This is a genomic window from Pseudarthrobacter sp. S9, assembly GCF_050156545.1.
Taxonomy (GTDB): domain Bacteria; phylum Actinomycetota; class Actinomycetes; order Actinomycetales; family Micrococcaceae; genus Arthrobacter.
Map to the genome: position 1 here is coordinate 252414 of NZ_CP189577.1, position 21513 is coordinate 273926.

A 21513-nucleotide genomic window follows, 5' to 3' on the forward strand; every position below is an offset into this window, starting at 1 on the left:
AACGATCCCGCCTGCCCGTGATCGTCCTCCACGAAGCCCACCGCTGAGCAACGCCTCCCTGTCGCCTGCTGGATGGTGCGGTGAGCCCGCACTTAGATACGGGAATAGCCGGCTCCTTCGAAATGCAGAAGGCGCCAGGCTCATGTTCCAAGTCATCACCGACGGCCGTGAGAAACGCAGCCTGATCATCACCACCAACCTCGAAATCAGTACGCTGGGGAACCGTGTACGGCGACAACATGGCAGCCGGGAATGGAACGCCTGCGCGACCGGCCGGCCGACATCACAAGAACGGCCCCGTCTTCTTTGGATGCGGGGCCGTTCTGCTGTTCCTAGACGACAGTGGCCGGTTCGAGAGCGCCGGCCGCGGAAGATGCAGTCCCGCCGGCGTGCGGCTCGAAGCGGACGAACATGGCTTTGAACCCGGGGGTGTTGGATTCCCGGGCCACGTTTTCCTTGTGGACCAGGGCGTTGGCCTCGGGGAAGTAGGCCGCGGCGCACCCCTTCGCGGTCGGGTAGGCGACCAGCCGGAACTTGTCCGCCTGCCGGTCCTGGCCCCGGAAGGTGCTCACGACGTCCACGAGGTCCCGGTCCTTGAATCCGAGTTCTGCCAGGTCTTCGGGGTGTACCAGGATCACGCGGCGGCCGCCCGAGATTCCCCGGTAGCGGTCGTCCAGGCCGTAGAACGTGGTGTTGTACTGGTCGTGGCTGCGGATGGTCTGGAGTACTAAATGCCCGTCGGGAGGGGTCATGTATTCCAACGGGCTGACCGTGAAACGGCCGCGGCCGATGTCCGTTTTAAAGGAGCGGGTGTCCCGGGGCGGATTGGGCAGCACGAAGCCGTTCTTGGTCCGGACCCGGGTATTGAAGTCCTCGAAACCGGGCAGGACTCGGGAGATGTGGTCACGGACCACGTCGTAGTCCTCGGCCATGGCTTTCCAGTCCACGGCGTGGTCCGGCCCCAAGGTTGCCTCGGCCATCCTGGCCACGATGACCGGCTCGGCGAGCAGGTGATCGGAGACCGGCTGCAGCCTGCCCTGGGTCGAGTGGACCACGGACATGGAGTCCTCCACGGACAGGAACTGGGCCCCGTTGGGGTGCTTGTCGTCCTTGTCCGTCCGGCCCAGCGTGGGCAGGATCAGCGAGGTGCGGCCGTGCACCACGTGGGACCGGTTCGGCTTGGTGGAGATGTGCACGGTCAGGCCGATCCGCTGCATGCCCGCCTCCAGGGTTTCGGTGTCCGAGCAGGCGAGTGAGAAGTTGCCGCCCATGGACACAAAAACATCCACCTCGTCGCGCTCAAACGCTTCCGTGGACTCCACCGCGTCATGGCCGTGATGCCGCGGGGACTGGATCCCGAACTCTGTGTCCAGTGCCTCGAGGAGCCATTCCTTGGGCTTCTCCCAGATGCCCATGGTCCTGTCGCCCTGGACGTTGGAGTGCCCGCGGACCGGGCAGGCGCCGGCGCCGGGCTTGCCGAAGTTGCCTTGCAGGAGCAGGACGTTGACCATTTCCTTGATGGTGTCCACCGAGTGCGGCTGCTGCGTGACGCCCAGGGCCCAGCAGAAAATGGTGGCCTTGGACCGGATCAGCATCCCGGCCACGGTTTCGATCTGTTCCCGGGACAGGCCGGTGGCCTTCTCGGTCTCCGCCCAGTCCAGCCCGCGGCGGGCTTCGCGGTAGGCTTCGAACCCGTCGGTTTGCGCGTCGATAAAGGAACGGTCGACGACGGTGCCCGGGTTCCGTTCCTCCTCCGCCAGGAGCAGGTGGCCCAGTGCCTGGAACAGCGCCAGGTCGCCGCCGACCTTGATCTGCAGGTACTCGTCAGCCAGCGGAGTGCCCCCGCCCACCACACCCGAGACGGTCTGCGGATCCTTGAAGTTGAACAGCCCGGCCTCCGGCAGCGGATTGACCGCCACCACCTTGCCGCCCTTGTCCTTGCACTCCTTCAGAGCTGAGAGCATCCGGGGATGGTTGGTGCCGGGGTTCTGCCCCACGACGAAGATGAGTTTCGCGTCGTGGATATCCTCCAGGGACACGGTCCCCTTGCCGATGCCGATGGTCGGATTCAGTGCCGAGCCCGAGGACTCATGGCACATGTTCGAGCAGTCCGGCAGGTTGTTGGTGCCCAGGGCCCGGGCGAACAGCTGGTACATAAACGCCGTCTCGTTCGCGGTACGCCCCGAGGTGTAGAAGACGCACCGGTCCGGGGTGGAGGCGCGGATGTGTTCGCCGATCAGCTCAAAGGCGTCTGCCCAGGAAATCGGCGAATAGTGCGTCTCCCCCTCCCTGATGACCACCGGTTCGCTGAGCCTGCCCTGGTTGCCCAGCCAGTACTCTGTCTTCTCCGCCAGCTCGGCAATTGAGTGCTTGGCCCAGAACTCCGACCCCACCGTCCGGAGGGTGTTTTCCTCGGCCACGGCCTTGGCGCCGTTCTCGCAGAACTCGGCCGCCTTGCGCTTCGTGGCCGATTCCGGCCAGGCGCAGCCGGGGCAGTCGAATCCGCCCTGCTGGTTCAGCCGCAGCAGTGACTGCGCCGTGCGGGTCACGCCGGCCTGGGCCACGGCGCGTTCGAGGGCCACCATGACGGCCTTGACTCCGGCAGCTTCTGTTTTGGGCTTGCGGACTGCGAGGTTGTCCTCGTTGATGTCTGCGACGGGGGCGGGCTGCTTGCCGAACTTCATTGTTCCAACTTCCTTACCGGCTCACACCGTTCTTGTTCAAAACGCCCAACGAGGCGCGCCAGCTGTCCTGGCGCGCCTCGTCGGGATCCTGCTGATGGGGGAACCCTGCTCTACTGGGAAACCTTAGCCAGCGTTTCCCGTTCCGCACCAATGGTGGTGTTATCGCCGTGGCCCGTGCGGACCACGGTCTCCGGCGGGAGGGTGAGCAGCCGTTCTCCGATGGAAGTCAGGATGGTGGGGTAATCGCTGTAGGATCGTCCCGTCGCTCCCGGTCCACCGTTAAAGAGCGTGTCGCCGGTGAAGACCGTTCCCTCACTTTCGAGGTAAAAGCAGGTGGAGCCCGGGGAATGGCCCGGGGTGTGGATGGCCAACAGCGCGGTGCCGCCCACCTCGAACACGTCACCGTCCCCGTGGTACCGGTCCGGTTCCGTATCCGGGTAAACCTGCTTCCAGAGGACCAGGTCCTCCGGGTTCAGGACGATCGGGGCGCCGACAGCGTCCGCGACCTCCCGCGCCGCGCCGATGTGGTCATTGTGAGCGTGGGTCAGCAGGATGGCCAGGACCTTCCGGCCGCGCACCTGGTTGATGATCGCTGCCGCATCATGCGGCGAATCGATGATGACGCAGTCATGGTCGTTGCCCACGATCCAGACGTTGTTGTCCACGTCCCAGGTGCCGCCGTCGAGCGAAAAAGTGCCCGAGGTGACAAGGTTTTCGATGGTGACTGTCATGAGAGCTCCTTCAGAGACTGTATTTCAACGACCGAGCGCAGGACCTTGCCGTCGTGCATTTTGGCGAAGGCTTCCTCCACCTGGTCAATGGTGATCCGCTCGGTGACGAAGGCGTCCAGATCCAGGTTGCCCTGCTTGTAATGCGCCACGAGCATGGGGAAATCACGGGAGGGCAGGCAGTCCCCGTACCAGGACGACTTCAGCGATCCGCCCCGCCCAAAGACGTCCAGCAGGGGCAACTCAAGCGTCATGGCCGGCGTCGGGACGCCCACCAGCACCACCCTGCCGGCGAGGTCGCGGGCGTAGAACGCCTGCTTGTAGGTTTCGGGACGGCCGACGGCGTCAATCACCACGTCCGCGCCGTTGCCTCCCGTGAGGGCCCGGATTGCCTCGATGGGGTCTTCCTTGCCGGAATCCACGCCGTGGGTGGCCCCAAGGGACTTGGCCATCTCCACCTTGTTGGCATCGATGTCCACCGCAATGATGGTGGTGGCGCCCGCGAGCTTTGCGCCGGCGATCGCGGCGATACCCACGCCGCCGCAGCCGATCACGGCCACGGATTCGCCGCGCTTGACCTCACCCGTGTTGATGGCGGCACCGATGCCTGCCATCACACCGCAGCCGAGCAGCCCGACGGCGGCGGGATCGGCGTCGTCATCAATTTTGGTGCACTGCCCGGCGGCAACCAGGGTCTTCTCCGCGAAGGCGCCAATGCCCAGCGCGGGAGAGAGTTCCGTACCGTCCTCGAGCGTCATCTTCTGCGTCGCGTTGTGCGTGTTAAAGCAGTACTGCGGCTGGCCCTTGGCACAGGCTCTGCACTCACCGCAGACGGCCCGCCAGTTGAGGATGACCCGGTCGCCCGGCCGAATCTGCGTGACATCGGAACCCACCGCGCTGACCACACCCGTGGCCTCATGTCCCAGCAGGTAGGGGAAGTCGTCGCCGATGCCGCCCTGCTTGTAGTGCAGGTCCGTGTGGCAGACCCCGCACGTGAGAATGTCCACCAGGGCCTCCCCCGGCCCCGGATCCGGGACCAGGATTGTCTCCAACGAAACCGGGGCATTCTTCTCCCTGGCGATGACTGCCTGTACTTTGTGGACCATTATTCTTGTGTTCCTTCCTGGATCCGGCCGGATCCGGTGTATCGGCACCAGGTGCCAATCTAACTAACGCGTTGGGGTTCCTGGTCCTCGGTTGCGCGGTCCCCTAAACGGCGATCAGTGACTGAAGATCCCGGTTACGCCATGGTTCCCCGTTGCACGTGAACGTCATGTCGGTTTCCTGGTGCATTTTGGAGGTATCAAGACTACGGACGGTTTCGCCGAAGACTTCGTCGGGGTCGAGGCGGCGGAGTTCTTCGGCGAGGCAGTCTTTGAGGGTGCGGCGCGGCAGGGAGATGCGTTGGGCGGGCTGGCCGGGTTGGGTGAGTTCGGCGATGGTGGGGCCGGGCCGGTACAGCTGGATGTCGCCGGAGGTCCGGGTCAGCCGCACACGCCGGATCCCGGTGCCGGCGGGGTCCGCGACGATAGTGACGGGGGCGTCCAGGGCCAGGGTGAGCCAGGCCGCGAGCAGGATGGTGCTGGGGGAATCGGAGGCGCCTTCGACGGCGACGGCGGTGACGGGTGAGCCGTCGGCCTGGTCCAGGACCGCGGCGAGCTGGATCCGCCAGTTGGTCAGCCGGGTCCAGGCGAGGTCGGTGTCGCCGGCCTTGTAGGTGTTCCGGATTCTGTCCAGGGCCGCCTGGGGGTCGGCCTCGTTGGCCGAGTCCGTGATCCGGCGGTGCGCAATTTTCCCGATGGAGGTCTGGCAGGCGTTGTTCGGGGCGCCGTGCGGCCACCACGCCACGATCGGGGCGTCGGGCAGCAGCAGGGCCGCGACGAGGGATTCGCTTTCCTGGGCGAGTTCACCGTAGCCGCGGAGCAGGATCACCTCGGAGGCGCCGGCGTCCCCGCCCACCCGGATCTGGGCGTCCAGGCGGGTGGGTGCGTCGGCGCCGGCGTCGGCGAGCACGATGATCCGGCAGGGGTGTTCCCGGCTGGCCTCGTTGGCGGCGTCGATGGCCTCCTCTTCCAGTCCGGATTTGGTGACGACCACGAGGGTCAGGACCCGGCCCAGGGCGATCACGCCGCCCGCCTCGCGCAGGGCCATGATCTTCTTGGAGATCTTCGAGGTGGTGGTGTCGGGCAGGTCTACGATCATGGCCTTCTCCAGGTTCGTCCGTCACGGGCCAGCAGCTCGTCGGCGGAGGCGGGGCCCCAGCTGCCGGGGGCGTAGGGTTCGGGCTGTCCGGGCAGGGACGCCCAGTAGTCCTCGAACGGGTCCAGGATCTTCCAGGACAGTTCCACTTCCGCGTGCCGGGGGAACAGCGGCGGTTCGCCGAGCAGCACGTCCAGGATGAGCCGTTCGTAGGCCTCGGGGCTGGATTCGGTGAAGGAGTGGCCGTAGCCGAAGTCCATGGTCACGTCACGGACCTCCATCTGGGTGCCCGGGACCTTGGACCCGAACCGGATGGTGGCGCCCTCGTCGGGCTGGACCCGGATCACGACGGCGTTCTGGCCGAAGTCGTCCTCGCCGTGGTCGGTGAAGAGCAGGTTGGGGGCGCGCTTGAACACGACGGCGATCTCCGTGACCCGGCGGCCGAGGCGTTTGCCGGCGCGCAGGTAGAACGGCACCCCGGACCAGCGGCGGGTGTTGATGTCCACCCGGATCGCGGCGAACGTCTCGGTCCTGGAGTCGGCCGGGATGCCGTCCTCCGCCAGGTACCCCACGACTTTTTCGCCGCCCTGCCAGCCGCCGGTGAACTGGCCCCGGGCCGAGTGCGCGGACAGGTCCGCCGGGAGCCGGACCGCGGCGAGGACCTTTTCCTTCTCGGCGCGCAGGTCATCGGCGTTGAACGAGATCGGCTCCTCCATGGCTGTCAGGGCGAGCAGCTGCAGCAGGTGGTTCTGGATCACGTCGCGGGCCGCGCCGACGCCGTCGTAGTACCCGGCCCGGCCGCCGGTGCCGATGTCCTCGGCCATGGTGATCTGGACGTGGTCCACGGAGTTGGCGTTCCAGAGCGGCTCGAAGAGCTGGTTGGCGAAGCGCAGCGCCAGGATGTTCTGCACCGTCTCCTTGCCCAGGTAGTGGTCGATCCTGAACACCGCGTCCGGCGGGAAGACCGACTCGACGATGTCGTTGAGCTGCCGGGCCGATGCGAGGTCGTGCCCGAAGGGCTTCTCGATCACCACGCGGCGCCACTTGTCCCCCTCGGCCTGGGCCAGTCCGTGCTTGGAGAGCTGCCGGCAGACCAGTTCGAAGGCCTTCGGCGGGATGGACAGGTAGAACGCGTGGTTTCCCCGCGTTCCCCGGTTTTCGTCCAGTTCCTTGATCGTGTCGCGGAGCCGCTCGAACGCGGCGTCGTCGTCGAACTCGCCCTGGACGAACCGGATGCCCTGGGACAGCTGCTTCCACACCATGTCATCGAACGGGGTCCGGGCGTAGGCCTTGACGGCTTCCTTGACCTCGGCGGCGAAGTCCTCGTTGTCCCATTCCCGCCGGCCAAAGCCGACCAGGGCGAAGCTCGGCGGCAGCAGCCCCCGGTTCGCCAGGTCGTACACCGCAGGCATGAGCTTCTTGCGGGCAAGATCCCCCGTCACCCCAAAAAGCACCAACGACGACGGCCCGGCAATACGGTTCAGCCGACGATCCCGCGGATCCCGCAACGGATTACCCCCGGACTTGTGCCGGGGCCTCGCACTTGAATCAACGTAGGTGAGTGACATGGTGGCTTCTAACTTTCGACAGGGTAGTGCGGCCGGGGACCGGCGGTTATGAGAGGATCTGCTCGCGGGTCTCCCCGTAGGGAACGGTGTCGCTGAGGGCGAGGGTGTACCGGCTGGGATTATGGCGGGTGACCAGAATGCCGGAATAGCAATGGGGCGTTGCTACCTGCCGGAGCGTGGCCTCTGCATCATCGAGCAACGCATAAAGACGACTTGGCTCGGTAACGACTACTTCCAAATTGTGTGTGGCCTGACTATGCATGATGAACAGATTCCTTCCCATGGGTTAGGTTTCGCATGTGCCAACCCCTCATCCGTGGGGCTTTGTGTTCTTAGGTCGAATTCAGTACCGAACCTGTACTGCCCGCGGTGATGTTTCTCCGCGGGCAGTACTGGTTCGAAATGGGGCCGCTGATCGTTGGGCGTGGATGCGGCGGCCCGCACCGTTGTCAGGTGCGGGCCGCCGCGGTCATTGGGGCGGCCGGAGGGTTAGTTGATGGCGTTGCGGAGTTGCTTGGCGGCCAGGGCGGGGTCGGCTGCGCTGTAGATGCCGCCGCCGACGACGGCGACGTCGGCGCCGGCCTTCTGGACAGCTTCGATGGTGGCGAGCTTCACGCCGCCGGCGACGGAGAACGGGACGCGTGCTTCTGCTCCGGCGCTCAGGAGTCCGGTCAGGTCGAAGCCGGGCTTGGCCTGTTCGTCCAGGCCGGCGTGCATCTCGACGAACTTCGCACCCAGGGCGCGGGCTTCCTTGGCGCGGGTGACCTTGTCTGCGACACCGATGAGGTCCACGACGATGCCCTTGTTGTGGGCCTTGGCTGCCTTGACGGCGCCGGCGATGGTGGAGTCGTCCGCGGTGCCGAGCACGGTGACCAGGTCGGCGCCGGCCTTGAAGGCGATGTCGGCTTCGAGTTCGCCGGCGTCCATGGTCTTCATGTCGGCGAAGACGATCTTGTCCGGGTGGGCGTTCTTGACGGCGGTGACGGCGGAGAGCCCTTCGGCCTTGATCAGCGGGGTGCCGAGTTCGATGATGTCGACGTATTCGGCGACCTGGCCGGCCAGTTCGAGGGCGGCTTCGGTGGTCAGAACGTCCATAGCAACTTGGAGCTTCATGATGTTTCTACTTTCTGTAAGGAACTGCGGTTCTCTGCAGGTAACTGCGGTGGGTGTGGAAAAAGAGGGGCCCCGGTTATTCGAGGTTGGCGTGCCGGAGCCAGAGCTCTTCGGCGGGCACATCGGTGTTGTCCCACAGGGACTGGAAGAGGGCCTCGGTGGCGAGGAAAAGCACCTGTTCGAACAGGGACCCGGAGTACTGGCGCGAGACGCTGGAGCCGTGGTCGGTCTTCTGCGCGGCGGGAATGGTCACCAGGGCGTCGGCGAGCCCGGCGAGCGGGGAATCCGGGTTGGTGGTGAACGCGGCGATCCGCGCCCCGGCCTTCGCGGCCGTTTCCGCTGACTTGACCACCCCCGAGGTCGTCCCCGATCCGGAGGCCACCAGGAGCAGGTCCCCGGAAGCGATTGCGGGAGTGGTGGTGTCACCGGCGATGTGGACATTCAGGCCCAGGTGCATCAGCCTCATGGCCGCCATCCGCAACACCAGCCCGCTCCGGCCCGCGCCGGCAACAAACACCCGGCCCGGCTGGGTGAGATGACGGGCCAGGTCGGCCACCTGCTGCCCGTCGATCTTGGCCGCCGTATCCGCGATCTCGTCCCTGACAAGGGCCAGATTACGGACAATGTCCTCTGTGCTGCTGTACCCGGTGAGCGTTGCATTAGCTGTCGGAGTCACGATTTATCCCCTTCGATTCGGTCACCCGGCCTGTAGCGGGCCGGGTGAGGCTTTCTGGTTGATATCCATAATCCCGAAGCAGACGGGCAGGGGTAACACTGTTTTCTGACGGTTCTCACTACACTTTAGGATGGCCTGATGTTTTCCGTCCCCGGTGGACTGTCCGGAGGGCCTGGCCGCTCGTGGCAGAATCTTTGGCCGTCGAGAAAGCGGCCGACACCTGGTCCAAGGACAGGACATGCATGATCAGTGGTTCGATTACGAGAGAGGCTGGTTCGCAAGGGCGGGGATGGCTTCATCCATTTCGTCACCGTCCGGGGGACGGCGGCCAGTCCGGCCGGAAAGCCGGAGTGTTGAAGGATTTATTGCATAGACTCTACTGAAGGATCAAAATCCTTCAGTACTGCCCGGACTGCTTAGATGACCCCCACCCGTAGCCCATTTTCGGAGCGCAGACTTTTGGCCACGCCGACCTCATTCCAGTCGCAGATATATCGAGCCTTGCCGGAAATCGAGAGGGCCGATGCGATTGTCGACAGAATTACCAAGGCCATCGCCCTCGGGCTGCTCAAAGTGGGTGAACGGCTGCCCCCCGAAGCGGCACTCTCGGACATGTTTGGGGTCGGCGGCGCAACCCTTCGCGAAGCTTTGGCCGAACTGCGCGACCAGGGAGTCGTCGAGACCCGCAGAGGCCGGAGCGGGGGGACCTTCGTCGTCAATCAGCCTCGGACCCAGACCGACACCATACGGGAGTGGTTTCTCTCCACGTCTATTTCGGAAATACGCGACATCGGCGACGAACATGCCGCCATAGCCGCCGCGACCGTCCGTCTGGCATGTGAGCGAGCGGAAGCACACGACGTCGACCGTCTTCAGGAACTTGCCCGGGCATTGGTTCTGGCCACGACCCCCGAAGTGCGTGCATCTGCTGACAGCCGATTCCACATCGAGTTGGCAGTATCCGCGCAATCACCGAGGCTTGCCAATGCCGAAATCCGGCTTCAGGAGGAAACAGTTCAACAGCTATGGACCCCCCTCGCCGTAGCATTTGACCCCGAAACGGCAACCGCTGAACACCTGGAACTGGTCCGGGCCGTGGCCCAGGACCAACCCGAAAAGGCCCAGAAACTGGTCCTTGAACACATCAGGCGAAACATCTTCCACCTGATTGATACAAAGCTCACTCTCGGTTACGCCCAATCAATTCAGGATGGCCAATGACCCCCGCCGTAGCATTTGACCCCGAAGTGGCAACCGCTGACACTTGGAACTGGTCCGGGCCTGGCCCAGGACCAAGCCGAGAAGGCCCGGAAACGGGTCCTTGAGCATGTCAGGCGAAACATCTTCCACCTGATCACGAAACTCACCTTGGCTTACGCCGAATCAACTCAGGATGGCCCAATGAACCCCGACAATGAAGTCGTACATGCTGCCAATGCGCTCACTTCGTGGACCAGCGGTGTCTCCACCGAGATCAAGGAACTCTCCAGAAACGTTGCCACCCTGCTTGAACGAAACCTCGCCGGCAAGTCCAAGGTCAACAAGGCTGCACTGGTCGGATTGGACGAACTCTCACGGGAGTTCCTGACCAAGAACACCTTTGCTGTCGGCGCCGGGACCTTCCTCGCCGCGGAATCCGTTGAGAAGGGCGGCCGGGCTTTGGAATGGTGGTCCCGCAAGGAATCCGGGGCCATCGGAAGGCTTGACTTTGACCTGACTCCAGGCAGCAATCGATACTACGACTATGAGAAGCTACCGTTCTTCTCGACCGCCGCTTCCACAGGTGAGCAGACCCTTTGGGGCCCGTATATAGATTATCTCGGCTTCGAGGAATACATCCTTACGTTCGCGGCACCGTTTTCCGTCCATGGAAACTTTGCGGGGGTGGCGGGATGCGACATTCGGATCAAGGACCTCGAACCCCTCCTCATGCCAAACCTGCGCGTTATCCCAGGCGATGCCGCCCTCATCAACGCCAGCAACCGCGTCATTCTTGGCAACTCCGGGATGTACTTGGTTGGCGAGCGGATCAAATCCGGATCTCCAGACCTGCACCGACTGGCTCTGGATGTTCCCCACCTGGGGCTCTCATTGATCTATACCACCCAGCCTCAGACCTCCTGAAGTAGGACAGTGGACCGCTGTTAAAGTTCACGCCGTGGTGATCTGGTAGGTCAGGGTCCGGGGGGTCGCCGGGAGCCTGGGCGGTGTGCTGGTAAGCACCTCGGCGCCCGGGCGGTTCATGTCTGTCTCTTTTGCGAGCCCTGGCGGTCAAGGCCGGGCGTGTCCGCCGGGTGAACACCCGGCTTCCTGCCAGCTGGCCAGGGTGGCGGCGTGCGTTCAGCGGAGGAGTTCGTGGGCCTGGACGTGGATGACCGGCGGTACCAGCCTCAACATCTACAGGGGACTGACGAGGTTGGCCGAGAACGGCTCTCCTGGAAGGCGGGCAACGAAGCAGCAAAATTAACATGAATAAAAGCTGTTGAAATGGAGGTTAAGTCTGTAATCTTTAGAGTGATCTGTTTCACAGGAGACGCTGCCGGAACGGTCCGAAGTCCTGCAAAGATCGCAGACCGGACGAAGAAGCACTTCCCCCGGATACGACACCCCCGAATTCGGCCCCCACCGGCATCCTCCTCAACGACCCCAACGGCGCAATCATTCAGATTCGACTAAGGACTCCCCCATGTCTCAACTCAAGCACCACGATACGAGCGGTCTCAGCGACTTTGGCTACAAGCAGTCGCTCTCGACCGGGAGTATCGGTAAATTCGCCAGCTTCGCGGCTGGCGTCAGCTACATTTCCATCCTCACTAGTGTTTTTCAGCTTTTCTACTTCGGCTACGGCACCGCAGGACCGGCCTATTGGTGGACCTGGGTCGGAGTATTCGTCGGCCAGCTGATGGTCGCGCTCGTCTTTGCCGAGCTCGCGGGCCGGTATCCGGTCGCGGGCGCCGTATACAACTGGTCCAAGCAGCTTGCCTCGAAAACGACGTCCTGGATGGCAGGCTGGCTGATGCTGATCGCGTCGATCGTCACAATCGGCGCTGTCGCACTGTCTCTTCAGATTACGATGCCGCAGATCTGGCAGGGCTTCCAGATGGTCGGTGACGGAACCGGCCCCTACGACTTCGCGGTCAACGGCGTCCTGCTTGCAACGATCCTGATCACCTTCACCACCCTCGTGAATGCGTTTGGCGTCAAACTGACGACCGCCATCAACAGCATCGGCGTATTTGTGGAACTCTTCGCGGCTGTATTCCTGGTCCTCGCTCTGGCATGGCACGCAGTACGCGGGCCCGAGGTCGTTTTCGACACCCAGGGTCTGGGTCAAGGCCAACCCCTCGGATACTTCGGCGTCTTCCTTATCGCAGCCATGGCCTCCGGCTACGCCATGTACGGTTTCGACACCGCCGGTTCCCTCGGAGAAGAAACCAAGAACCCGAAGAAGACCGCGCCAAGGGCAATCATCAGGGCCGTAACGGCATCCTTCATCCTGGGCGGAGCAGTGCTCCTCGCTGCCCTCCTCGCTGCTCCGGACCTGTCTGACCCCAAGCTCGGGGAAGCAGACGGAGGCCTGCAGTACATCGTCCTGTCGGTCCTCGGAGGACCCTTCGGCAAGGCCTTCCTGCTCTGCGTCGTGGTGGCAATCACTGTCTGCGCACTCGCCGTCCATGCTGCGGCCATCCGCATGATGTTCGCGATGGCGCGGGACAATAACCTGCCATTCAGCAGCCAGCTTGCAAAAGTCCACCCGGTTCGGAAGACCCCCACGACGGCGGCCATCACCACCGGCGTTCTCGCAATCATCCCGCTGCTGATCAATATCGGCCAGCCCGCCATCTTTACGATTCTTTCCAGCATTGGAATCGTGCTGATCTACCTGGCCTACCTGCTGGTCACCGCTCCCATGCTCCGTAACAGGTTCCTGAAAAAGTGGCCGCTGGCTGACGATGGGGCAGAGTCAGGCTTCAGCCTGGGTAAGAAGCGGGGCTTTATCGTCAATCTCATTGCCGTGGTCTGGGGAGCCGCAATGACCGTCAACCTGATCTGGCCTCGGCCGGAGATCTACAACTCCGAGCCACCGTTCGAGTGGTATTTCCAGTGGGGCGGGGTCATCTTCGTCGGATTCGTCGTTGTGGTCGGTCTCCTGCTGTACAGGCTGCGTATCAGGCACCGCACGGGTGTGCTGGAAGAACATGCGGCAGCCGTGCCGGACTCCGCTGACGCTGACGATCAGCTTGCACCCGCACTGGTCTAATCTCTCAAAGACGGGAAGGCAGACCGGTCAAGGAACGGTCTGCCTTCCCGTCTCTGTGGCCGGCATTCTGAGGCCCGCGCTTGTTCCACCGTAGGCAATCTTTTCCTGGGCGTTTTGTGCCGGAGGATCGCGTTACCGGTTGTGTCCGTGACCTCTGAACTAGCCAGGTGGCCGATGCGTCAAAGACGGCACGGGCCACGCCTGGCGTTCAGGCTCGCAGAGTTTGTCGAGACATCCATCTTTCTAGCATGACGGCGGATTTTTCAGCATGTCTGTTCGGCTGCCGTGTACACGAATGGCCGCGCGGTTGGCGGGGGTTTCCCTATGTTCTTTGTCAAGCGGTCGGGTGGGTTTTTCTTGATTGCGGAAGCGTCGGTTTCCAGGCCAGGCGGCAGCGACCGGCGGAGGGGACGGCCAGCTGGGGCGCGGGGTTCTCAGGCCGCCTGCGGGCTGGGCGCCTCGTAGGGGGTCGTCCCGCAGCGGCCAGGACGGCACCGCATGCGCGTCCTGCAGCAGGGCCGCATCCCGCTCCCAGCAGGTCGTCCAGGAAGACAGCATCCGGGCCTTGGATGAAGCCCGAGAACGCTCAGATCCGCAGGAACGGGATTCTGGGACTATCGGTGTATCCGGCACAACACGCCCGACGATTCCATGACTGGCCAAACAGGTCCCATGAAGGTGGCAAATGGCCGCCGGCGACGATGACTCCGGGCGGCTCAGGCCCCCACATGTCAACTTGTGGGAAATATTAACTTGAACTTCTCAAATGAATATTCCTAAAAAAGACTGGACTAGATGAATTCCGTAGCGTAGCTTTGCATGTGGGACGAACGTATGTGACTGGCATCACACCGACAGGGCTCGGAGCAGAGCCTGACTGGGCCTCTGGAAATTAGAGGATGCCGGTTTGCAGACGATTCCCCCCGGAGTCCGAACCAGGGTTCTGACTTGATCCTCAGCGCAGTCTTGTTATGCACCAAAAGATGAAAAGTTCTGACAAATCTTTCACAAACACTATTCACGGGAGAGACCATGGAAACCACCCTCGTAGGAACACTGAGCAAGGCCGGATCCATCCACAAGGTAGAAAACGGCTTCATCGGACTGCCGTCGATGAACGAGCCGGGGACGGTCGCTGCGATCGGCGATTCCCTCCACAACCCCGAGGGCTCGGTCATGTGCGCCGGATTCTTCGAGCTGAAGGCTTCAGATCCGCTGGTGTACACGTACACCTACGACGAAATGAAGGTCGTCATCAAGGGTGAATTCATCCTCACTGACCAGACGACGGGAGAAGTGACGCACGCCAAGGAACGCGATGTGCTGTTCTTCCCCAAGGGCACCACCGTCAAGTTCGAGACCCCCGAGTACGCCCTGGGGTTCTTCGCCGGCGACCGCACCTTCGAGCCGTAAGGACCGACCATGCGTTCCGCGTCCATGCCGCCGGCAGCCGGCACCGGCCTGGAACCTGGTTTCCGCGGTGTCATCTGTGTATCTTTCGGATCCACAGGTGACACCGCAGTTCCAGACACCGATGGCCAGCCCCGCTACGATCTCCATTTCGAAGCAGCAACCGCCGACGCCCTCTCGGAACTCAAGTCCGTGTTCAGCAGTTCCCGTGTAGGCGTCCGTCTCGTACTCGCAGGCCCCCCGACGGATATCCGTGCAGCCGCCGCAGCCGCCGCGGACTGCGGACTTCTGGGCGAGGAGGTATCACTCCTGTCCCAGGAAACCGGACCCCGGTTTGTTTATTGCCCGCATTGCCTTACCACCACCATTGATGGGGCAGCCGGCACCGAGGTGAAGTGTCAAGGATGCGCCACCACCTTGAGCATCACTGATCACTTTTCCCGACGAAGAGGCGCATACCTGGGCTACTCAGCCCATGCCGAGGAGGCAGCATGACCGCCATAGCGCTCCAGCCCCATGTCCACCCGGCGGTGGAGGGAGGCCTCCATCTGGAGGTGACAAACGTCAGCCGTCAGACGGAATCGATTGTCAGCATTACGTTGGCTGCTCCGGAAGGTGGAAGGTTGCCCTCCTATGTCCCGGGGAGCCACTTGGTGGTCCAATACGGGAGCGGCGTCAATGCATACTCGCTGACAGGTTCAGGCAACGCGCCATCCGAATACAACATCTCTGTGCTGAGGGTCGAAGAAGGTGCCGGCGGCTCCGTGGCCATGCACCGGCTCTCCGTCGGTGACCGGGTTAACGTTTCGCGCCCCCGGAGTGCGTTTGCGCCCGCATCAACAGCGAAGCATCATCTGCTTGTTGCTGCAGGAATCGGGATCACGCCGATTCTTTCGCATGCCAGGGCCGCGGTGGAACGGGGCAACACAGCATTAATGATCTACGTGCACCGGCCAGACGCCGGCGCCCACGTGGCGGAAGCGCGGGAACTGCTGGGGCCGGGGTTGACCGCTTTGGTCGAGTGCACTGACCGGGGCAGTTTCCAAGACGTTCTGGCGGAAGCGCTTATAACGCAGCCCCTCGGAACCCACCTCTACGTGTGCGGTCCGGTTGTCTTAATGGATGCGGTCCTCGAAGAGGCCCGCAGCCAAGGCTGGTCATCCGCCCGGCTCCATTCAGAAGCCTTTGGCGCAGCCGAACTGGATGCGGGCGAACCTTTTACGGTGCATCTGGCACGCAGCGGCGTTCGCTTGGAAGTTCCGGCCGGCGTTTCGCTGCTGGAGACGCTCGAAACAGCAGGGAAAACCATCCCCAATATGTGCCGCAAAGGCATCTGCGGCGAATGCGTCCTCCCGGTACTTCGCGGCGCACCTCAGCACCGGGACCTTTACCTGTCCGACCAGGAAAAAGCAGCGAACACATCCATGATGTGCTGCGTCTCGCGTAGCAACGACCCAGAATTGGAGTTGGACCTTTGAGTAGCACGATCATCGATATCGATCCTGACGCCGCCCTCCTCCCGGAACGGATCAGGCGCTTTCCCTTCCCTTTTGCCTCCGACACCTACCGGTACAGCGCGAACGTCGAACCGGCCACCAAGACAGCACCGACAGAAGCCGGCGCCTGGGGAGCCCATTTGGTGGACATCGACGAACATTATCTGGACGAACTGGCCGAGCGCGCCAAGGTGCTGAGCCGCGACCCTTCCCGCGTGAATGTCCTCCCCCACATGCGACCGGCAGTATGGGACGCCCTCACCACCCTGCTGTCCTCCATGGCGGAAGATTACCCGGATACGATGTCGTTCCAGCGGGAAGGAAACAGCTGCCGCTGGCGTAATGGCCTGCAGAATCTCGAGGTGGAATTCACCGTCGGCGACGACAGTTCACTGCCTGAGGGGCCAATGCGGTTCCTCGGCAGCCAGATCCAGGACGACATCATTCTTCTTGACGTCCGTGAAGATACGCTGTGGCTGGATGCCGGCCTCGTGACGTTCGCCGCCGACTGGTCATTCGGATTCGATGTCGGCATGAACTTCCTCGAAATCCACCACCCCGTCCCGCGGGTAAAGGAAGAACGCATCATCAGCCGGGCTGAGCAGTTCCTGTTGCGCCTGCAGCCCGGGGAACAATTCCGGCGGACCAACTGGACGATGACCATCGGCCGGCGTATGGACACCTCCACGGAAACCTACCCGGAATGGGGCCCGGACCGCAGCACCATAGCCGACGACCCTGCCATGCCGGAGAAGCTCCATCTGCGGGTGGAAGTGCAGCACTTGATCCGTCTCCCGCACTCCGGTGCCCTGCTGTTCCTGGTCCGGACCCACCTCTTGCCCCTCACCGACATTGCCCGGGTACCTGCGTGGCGGGAAAAAATGGGCCATGTGCTGGCCGAGCTACCCGACGACATGGCCGAATACAAAGGCATCATCCGCTATCGCAAAGCGGCATCTGATTGGCTGCTGGCCCGCTAACCAGCGGATCGGCCCCGTCTTGGGGGCCCATATCGACCGGAACACGACTGTTCCGAACGATAAAAAACGACGCATAAGAATATCCATAAAAAAAGCTAGACTAAATGATTTATTTGACGTAGCTTGGCAGTAAAGAGGAACACGTGACCGGCGTCACGCTGGTGGAGTTCAGGGTAGAACTCCACTGGCCCTTAGCAACTTAAGGGATACCGGGTTTGCCGGGTCAGGAGCTTGCAGGCCAAGTGCAGCCAGTCCAGGCTCGGCGTCCTCCAGGCAGGTTTCAAGCACATGAGTGGTCTGCCACCTATTCGCCAAACCCCACCCATCTCACGGGGCAATTCGCCTGTCAGCCATTGGGATCCCTCGTCCTGAACAACCAAGGAGAAAACCATGACTCTCAACACTGAAATCCACACCGAGGTAGGGGTATCACACCCTCTCGACCCGCTGTCCCGCGCCGAGATTTCCCGTGCGGCTTCGATCCTGAAGGGTGGCCAGGCTGCGGCGGAGTCGTTCCGCTTTATCAGTATTGAGCTGCGCGAGCCGGAGAAGGAACTGCTGCGGAGCGGCGCTCAGACGGTGCGCGAGGCTGATGCGGTCCTGGTCAACCGTGCCGAGGGACGTTCCTACGAAGCGATTGTCGACCTTGATTCGGGCATCGTCTCGAAGTGGACGCAGCTGGCTGCGAACATCCATCCTCCGTTCATGCTGGACGAGTTCGCCGAGGGTGAAGAGAGCTGCCGGAAGAACCCCGAGGTCCAGGCCGCCCTGGCCAAGCGCGGGATCACCGACATGTCCCTGGTCTGCTTCGAACCGTGGTCCGTGGGCTACTTCGGTGAAGACAACGAGGGCCGGCGCCTGATGCGCGCCCTGGTCTTCGTCCGCGAGGAGGCCGATGACAGCCCGTACGCGCACCCGATCGAGAACTTCATCGTCATCGTGGACCTGAACTCCGGGGACGTCGTCAAGGTCGAGGACGACCAGGCGATCCCGGTCCCCAGCGCCAGCGGCAACTACCTGCCCAAGTACGTCGGGCCGGCCCGCGCCGACCTCAAGCCGATCTCCATCACCCAGCCCGAAGGCGCGTCCTTCACGGTCACCGGAAACCACGTCCAGTGGGCCGACTGGTCCTTCCGTGTCGGCTTCACCCCCCGCGAAGGCCTGGTCCTGCACCAGCTGAAGTTCCGCAACAAGGGCGTCGAACGTCCCGTGATCAACCGGGCCTCACTGTCGGAAATGGTCGTCCCCTACGGCGATACCGCCCCCGTCCAGGCGAAAAAGAACGCCTTCGACTCCGGCGAATACAACATCGGCAACATGGCCAACTCCCTGACCCTGGGCTGTGACTGCCTGGGCGAGATCAAGTACTTCGACGGCATCACCGCGGACAGCCACGGCAACCCGCTGACCATCGAGAACGCCATCTGCATGCACGAGGAAGACGACTCCATCCTCTGGAAGCACTTCGACTTCCGCGAGGGCACCACCGAAACCCGGCGCAGCCGCAAGCTCGTGATCTCCTTCATCGCCACCGTCGCGAACTACGAGTACGCCTTCTACTGGCACCTCTTCCTCGACGGCAGCATCGAGTTCCTGGTCAAGGCCACCGGCATCCTCTCCACCGCCGGCCAGAAGCCCGGCGAGAAGAGCCCCTACGGCCAGACCCTGAACAACGACGGACTCTACGCACCGATCCACCAGCACATGTTCAACGTCCGCATGGACTTCGAAATCGACGGACCGAACAACGCCGTCTACGAAGTGGACATGAAAATCCCCGAAGACAACCCCACCCACACCGCCTTCATGGCAGTGGACCGGCTCCTGGAAACCGAACAGGCCGCCATCCGGAAAACAGACTCCTCCAAGCACCGCTTCTGGAAGATCGCCAACCGCGACAGCAAGAACCTGGTCAACGAACCGGTCGCCTACCGCCTCATCCCCACCGACGGCATCCAGCTCGCCGCCGGCGACGAGTCCTACGTCAGCAAACGAGCCCAGTTCGCCCGCAACAACCTCTGGGTCACCGCCTACGACCGGACCGAACGCTTCGCAGCCGGCGAATTCCCCAACCAGGCCACCGGCGCCGACGACGGCCTGCACATCTGGACCCAAAAGGACCGGAACATCGTCGACCAGGACCTCGTCGTCTGGTACACCTTCGGCATGCACCACGTCGTCCGCCTCGAAGACTGGCCCGTCATGCCCCGCCAGAACATCGGCTTCATGCTCGAACCCCACGGCTTCTTCGACCAAAACCCGACCCTGAACCTCCCCGGCAACGAAAACCGAACCGAAACAACCGACACCGGAACATGCTGCACCACCGATAAATAAACCCTGCCCAGCTTCAGGGAAAGCCAAGAACCAGGCACATGACCTAAAGCTGGAAACGAACAACCCTCAAACAGGCGGTCCCCGGTGCTGTAACAACAGCACCGGGGACCGACCTGCACCTAACCCAACCCTGTAGCGAGAGTGTGATCCGCGTGTTAAATATCCCCGCAATTACCTGGGCCCTCACAGCCGTCCTGCTGCTCAGTGGAAGCTATCACCTCCTGCAGGCCACCAAGCCACACCAGCTCACCGACCGGGTCAACAACACCCTCCACGCCCTCATGAACATCCTGATGGCCGCCATGCTCTGGAACCTCGCACCCTCCACCGTGCTCGCCCAGATCGCCGTCCTCACCGGCGCAGCCCTCTGGTTCATCATCCAGGCCGTCGCCCGGACCGAATTCAAAATACTCTGCGCAGGCAGCCAAGGCCGCCTGAAATGCCTGTACCACAGCCTCAGCATGGCCGGCGCCGCCCTCATGATCACCATGATGACAAGCCACATCACCACCGGCCCCGCAGACGCCATGCCACTGCCCAACACCCACCACGCAATGCCCCACCCAACCCCCACCACAGCCACCGCAACCCTCGATCACCTGTCCAACCTCGCCACCCCACTGACAATCATCTTCGCAACCGCGGCACTGGTCTTCATCGCCCTCCTACTGCGCAACCGGAAACCGGCAACCACAGCCCCCAACAAAACAGCCCCAAAACACTCCCCCCGAAAACAACACAGCCTCGAAGCCCTCGGCGCCGCCATCATGGCTCTCATGTTCGCCACCATGGCATAAGTGCTGATCCCCAATGAGCGCTGCGGTCCACTCCTTCAGCAGCAGGATCCGCTGCCTGGTTGGCCGGGCGATTGGGCGCTGCCACCTGATGCGTCCACAAGCGAGAAAGTAGCGGCCATGGATACACGAACCGTAAGCGTGGCGCTAAACGATGCCGATGAACACCTCATCGAAAAGACTTGCGACTCAAGCCTCGAACCCGGGGAGTGCTTCTTCTGCACCGGACCTGAGACGGATTGAGTGCGCAACACAGCCGGGGCCTTCCGTTTCGCATTGGGGCGGTACCAACCAATGGGGAGGTTAATCTTGAGACTGGCCGGCTTTGATGCGTCAGCCATGGCCCAATTGCCGGCTAACACCAGCTTTGTTCTTCCTGTCCTGCGCCGGGGCATCCCGGCGGTGAGGCTGGCCACCGCCCCGGCCACCCGCCGTCGGGCGTTACAGGCGTGGCCAAAGGATCTGTCATGTCGTGGTTAATCCTGATTTCCTCCGGGGCACTGGAAGCCGTCTGGGCCGCTGCCCTGCACCGGACGTTCCGGTGCCCCGGCAGGCGCCGCATCGCCCCCGCACTCCTCTTCCTGGCCGCCGCACTCGCCAGCATGGCCGGCCTCGCCTTCGCCATGCAGACCATCCCCGCCGGCACCGCCTACGCCGTCTGGGTAGGCGTCGGCGTGATACTGACCTCCGCTTACGCGATGCTCACCAAAGCTGAACGCCCGACGACGGCGCGCCTGCTGCTGCTCACCGGCATCGCCGCGTGCGTGGTCGGACTGAAGATGGTGGCGCAATGAGCCAACGTTCAAGAGCCTGGCTGCTGCTGCTTGGCTCCGCCGTGCTGGAAGCCGTGTGGGCCACCGCCCTGGGCCTGTCCAACGGCTTCACAGTTCCCCTCCCCACCGTGGTTTTCGCCGTGACGGCCACCCTGAGCATGATCGGGCTGGGCGCGGCCATCCGCAGCATCCCGCTGGGCACCGCCTACGCCGTCTGGGTAGGAATAGGCGCTGCCCTGACCGTCGGCTGGGCCATGGCAACCGGCGTCGAACCCTTCAGCCTGTTGAAGGTGCTGTTCATCGCCGGGATCGTTGGCTGCGCGGCCGGGCTGAAGTCCCTGCCGGCGGACGCCACGTCCGATGCCGACCGTTCCGACACCAGGGTCCCCGCCTGAGGCTCCCGCTGGTTCTCCCGACCATTAAGGCCATCCGATGGCGTATGCCCCGCGGCATTCCCCTTGGCGCGTTCTAGGGGTTCGTCGAGCCCCCACAGC

The 21513-nt window shown here is 63.1% G+C and carries 19 protein-coding genes and 1 pseudogene; 12 read left to right on the plus strand and 8 right to left on the minus strand.

Annotated elements, in window-relative coordinates; translation table 11 throughout:
- Positions 1-127 precede the first annotated feature (127 nt).
- Positions 128-248, plus strand: a pseudogene (locus ACQCSY_RS23225) (ATP-binding protein); the annotation flags it as partial.
- Between the two features lie 84 nt (positions 249-332).
- Here ACQCSY_RS23225 and ACQCSY_RS23230 read toward each other — a convergent pair.
- The 8 genes from ACQCSY_RS23230 to hxlB form a co-directional block, all read right to left on the minus strand.
- Positions 333-2684, minus strand: coding sequence for an FdhF/YdeP family oxidoreductase (locus ACQCSY_RS23230; protein WP_427136126.1), 2352 nt, complete (start codon positions 2682-2684; stop codon positions 333-335).
- A gap of 110 nt (positions 2685-2794) precedes the next feature.
- Positions 2795-3415, minus strand: coding sequence for an MBL fold metallo-hydrolase (locus tag ACQCSY_RS23235; protein ID WP_427136128.1), 621 nt, complete (start codon positions 3413-3415; stop codon positions 2795-2797).
- Positions 3412-4518, minus strand: a complete 1107-nt coding sequence (locus ACQCSY_RS23240; protein ID WP_427136130.1) for an S-(hydroxymethyl)mycothiol dehydrogenase — start codon at positions 4516-4518, stop codon at positions 3412-3414. Before ACQCSY_RS23240 ends, ACQCSY_RS23235 begins: the two co-directional genes overlap by 4 nt.
- Before the next feature lie 103 nt (positions 4519-4621).
- A complete protein-coding gene (locus ACQCSY_RS23245) occupies positions 4622-5614 on the minus strand; it encodes a glucose-6-phosphate dehydrogenase assembly protein OpcA (RefSeq protein ID WP_427136132.1) in 993 nt (330 codons plus the stop codon).
- Positions 5611-7179 (minus strand): glucose-6-phosphate dehydrogenase, encoded by a 1569-nt coding sequence (gene zwf, locus ACQCSY_RS23250; RefSeq protein WP_427136134.1) that lies wholly within the window; start codon positions 7177-7179, stop codon positions 5611-5613. Before zwf ends, ACQCSY_RS23245 begins: the two co-directional genes overlap by 4 nt.
- A gap of 46 nt (positions 7180-7225) precedes the next feature.
- A complete protein-coding gene (locus ACQCSY_RS23255) occupies positions 7226-7378 on the minus strand; it encodes a hypothetical protein (RefSeq protein ID WP_427136136.1) in 153 nt (50 codons plus the stop codon).
- A 290-nt stretch (positions 7379-7668) separates the two neighbouring features.
- A complete protein-coding gene (gene hxlA, locus ACQCSY_RS23260) occupies positions 7669-8292 on the minus strand; it encodes a 3-hexulose-6-phosphate synthase (RefSeq protein WP_427136087.1) in 624 nt (207 codons plus the stop codon).
- Between the two features lie 76 nt (positions 8293-8368).
- The gene (gene hxlB / locus ACQCSY_RS23265; RefSeq protein ID WP_427136138.1) at positions 8369-8968 is read right to left on the minus strand and encodes a 6-phospho-3-hexuloisomerase; all 600 of its coding nucleotides are present in this window, start codon (positions 8966-8968) and stop codon (positions 8369-8371) included.
- A 420-nt stretch (positions 8969-9388) separates the two neighbouring features.
- Here hxlB and ACQCSY_RS23270 point away from each other — a divergent pair, with 420 nt between their 5' ends.
- From ACQCSY_RS23270 to ACQCSY_RS23320, 11 genes are all read left to right on the plus strand, one after another.
- Positions 9389-10189, plus strand: coding sequence for a FadR/GntR family transcriptional regulator (locus tag ACQCSY_RS23270; protein ID WP_427136139.1), 801 nt, complete (start codon positions 9389-9391; stop codon positions 10187-10189).
- A 180-nt stretch (positions 10190-10369) separates the two neighbouring features.
- Positions 10370-11092, plus strand: a complete 723-nt coding sequence (locus tag ACQCSY_RS23275) for a cache domain-containing protein (protein WP_211883159.1) — start codon at positions 10370-10372, stop codon at positions 11090-11092.
- Between the two features lie 562 nt (positions 11093-11654).
- Positions 11655-13229, plus strand: a complete 1575-nt coding sequence (locus ACQCSY_RS23280) for an APC family permease (RefSeq protein ID WP_427136141.1) — start codon at positions 11655-11657, stop codon at positions 13227-13229.
- Between the two features lie 1032 nt (positions 13230-14261).
- Positions 14262-14642, plus strand: a complete 381-nt coding sequence (locus ACQCSY_RS23285; protein WP_427136143.1) for a cupin domain-containing protein — start codon at positions 14262-14264, stop codon at positions 14640-14642.
- A gap of 9 nt (positions 14643-14651) precedes the next feature.
- On the plus strand, positions 14652-15134 hold the full coding sequence (locus ACQCSY_RS23290) for a dimethylamine monooxygenase subunit DmmA family protein (protein ID WP_427136145.1): 483 nt from the start codon (positions 14652-14654) through the stop codon (positions 15132-15134).
- Positions 15131-16117, plus strand: coding sequence for a PDR/VanB family oxidoreductase (locus ACQCSY_RS23295; RefSeq protein ID WP_427136147.1), 987 nt, complete (start codon positions 15131-15133; stop codon positions 16115-16117). The genes ACQCSY_RS23290 and ACQCSY_RS23295 overlap by 4 nt, the downstream gene beginning before the upstream one ends.
- A gap of 11 nt (positions 16118-16128) precedes the next feature.
- A complete protein-coding gene (locus ACQCSY_RS23300; protein ID WP_427136611.1) occupies positions 16129-17115 on the plus strand; it encodes a heme-dependent oxidative N-demethylase family protein in 987 nt (328 codons plus the stop codon).
- A gap of 390 nt (positions 17116-17505) precedes the next feature.
- Positions 17506-19452: a primary-amine oxidase gene (locus tag ACQCSY_RS23305; RefSeq protein ID WP_427136149.1), complete on the plus strand. Its 1947-nt coding sequence runs from the start codon at positions 17506-17508 to the stop codon at positions 19450-19452.
- Between the two features lie 152 nt (positions 19453-19604).
- On the plus strand, positions 19605-20249 hold the full coding sequence (locus tag ACQCSY_RS23310; protein ID WP_211882909.1) for a DUF5134 domain-containing protein: 645 nt from the start codon (positions 19605-19607) through the stop codon (positions 20247-20249).
- A 464-nt stretch (positions 20250-20713) separates the two neighbouring features.
- A complete protein-coding gene (locus ACQCSY_RS23315) occupies positions 20714-21040 on the plus strand; it encodes a DMT family transporter (RefSeq protein ID WP_211882910.1) in 327 nt (108 codons plus the stop codon).
- The gene (locus ACQCSY_RS23320) at positions 21037-21414 is read left to right on the plus strand and encodes a DMT family transporter (protein ID WP_211882912.1); all 378 of its coding nucleotides are present in this window, start codon (positions 21037-21039) and stop codon (positions 21412-21414) included. Before ACQCSY_RS23315 ends, ACQCSY_RS23320 begins: the two co-directional genes overlap by 4 nt.
- The last annotated feature ends 99 nt before the right edge of the window (positions 21415-21513 follow it).

Excerpts from the sequence above, each read along its gene's own strand:
- zwf (WP_427136134.1), bottom strand. The coding sequence starts at position 7,179 with ATGTCACTCACCTACGTTGATTCAAGTGCGAGGCCCCGGCACAAGTCC.
- ACQCSY_RS23240 (WP_427136130.1), bottom strand. The coding sequence starts at position 4,518 with ATGGTCCACAAAGTACAGGCAGTCATCGCCAGGGAGAAGAATGCCCCG.
- ACQCSY_RS23275 (WP_211883159.1), top strand. The coding sequence starts at position 10,370 with ATGAACCCCGACAATGAAGTCGTACATGCTGCCAATGCGCTCACTTCG.
- ACQCSY_RS23285 (WP_427136143.1), top strand. The coding sequence starts at position 14,262 with ATGGAAACCACCCTCGTAGGAACACTGAGCAAGGCCGGATCCATCCAC.
- ACQCSY_RS23235 (WP_427136128.1), bottom strand. The coding sequence starts at position 3,415 with ATGACAGTCACCATCGAAAACCTTGTCACCTCGGGCACTTTTTCGCTC.
- ACQCSY_RS23305 (WP_427136149.1), top strand. The coding sequence starts at position 17,506 with ATGACTCTCAACACTGAAATCCACACCGAGGTAGGGGTATCACACCCT.
- ACQCSY_RS23270 (WP_427136139.1), top strand. The coding sequence starts at position 9,389 with ATGACCCCCACCCGTAGCCCATTTTCGGAGCGCAGACTTTTGGCCACG.
- ACQCSY_RS23280 (WP_427136141.1), top strand. The coding sequence starts at position 11,655 with ATGTCTCAACTCAAGCACCACGATACGAGCGGTCTCAGCGACTTTGGC.
- ACQCSY_RS23295 (WP_427136147.1), top strand. The coding sequence starts at position 15,131 with ATGACCGCCATAGCGCTCCAGCCCCATGTCCACCCGGCGGTGGAGGGA.
- ACQCSY_RS23245 (WP_427136132.1), bottom strand. The coding sequence starts at position 5,614 with ATGATCGTAGACCTGCCCGACACCACCACCTCGAAGATCTCCAAGAAG.
- ACQCSY_RS23320 (WP_211882912.1), top strand. The coding sequence starts at position 21,037 with ATGAGCCAACGTTCAAGAGCCTGGCTGCTGCTGCTTGGCTCCGCCGTG.
- ACQCSY_RS23315 (WP_211882910.1), top strand. The coding sequence starts at position 20,714 with ATGTCGTGGTTAATCCTGATTTCCTCCGGGGCACTGGAAGCCGTCTGG.
- ACQCSY_RS23290 (WP_427136145.1), top strand. The coding sequence starts at position 14,652 with ATGCGTTCCGCGTCCATGCCGCCGGCAGCCGGCACCGGCCTGGAACCT.
- hxlA (WP_427136087.1), bottom strand. The coding sequence starts at position 8,292 with ATGAAGCTCCAAGTTGCTATGGACGTTCTGACCACCGAAGCCGCCCTC.
- ACQCSY_RS23230 (WP_427136126.1), bottom strand. The coding sequence starts at position 2,684 with ATGAAGTTCGGCAAGCAGCCCGCCCCCGTCGCAGACATCAACGAGGAC.